We start from the raw sequence: 645 nt of genomic DNA on the forward strand, positions 1-645 counted from the left end.
CGATCGTCGTCCTGCTCATCATCAATCTGGGCAATATGATTACAATCGGCTTCGACCGTCCTTATGTCATCGGCAACCTTGCAGTGAGAGAATATTCGGACGTGCTCAGCACCTTCGTCTACCGCGTCGGCCTGCAGTCCGGCCAGTATACGATGGCTACGGTCGTTGGCTTGTTCCAGGCCGTTGTTGGTCTCATCTTCGTCCTGGGAGCCAACTACACCTCCAAGAAGCTTACCGATGAGAGCATTCTCTAATCCGCCACGAAAGGAGCAGACTCCCTATGAAAGAACAGACCGCCAGCCGCTGGTTTGATATGACGACGATCGTCATTCTGACCATTACCACCTTGCTCTGTCTCGCCCCGTTTGTGCATCTGGTGGCGATTTCATTAAGCTCAGCCGGCCCGATCACCTCGGGCAAGGTCAGCCTGTTTCCGGTCGATTTTACGCTGGAGGCATACGCCAAAGTATTTTCCGACGCTTCGATGATTCGCTCGATGTTTTTTACGATCGGTCTGACCTTGCTGTTCACGGCGTCGTGCATGCTGATGACGATTGCGCTCGGCTACCCGCTGTCGCGCAAAAAGCTGAAGGGGCGCAAAATGATGATGCTGGTCGTCGTCATTACGATGTTTTTCAGCGGCGG

Annotated in this window: 2 pseudogenes; both read left to right on the forward strand. The window is 53.8% G+C overall.

Going from position 1 to position 645, the window contains the following annotated elements:
* Positions 1-254: pseudogene (locus PA598K_RS16470) on the forward strand (sugar ABC transporter permease); the annotation flags it as partial.
* Between the two features lie 26 nt (positions 255-280).
* Positions 281-645 (forward strand): annotated as a pseudogene (locus PA598K_RS16475) (ABC transporter permease); the annotation flags it as partial.

The sequence above is a fragment of the Paenibacillus sp. 598K genome, from assembly GCF_003851045.1.
Lineage (GTDB): Bacteria > Bacillota > Bacilli > Paenibacillales > Paenibacillaceae > Paenibacillus_D.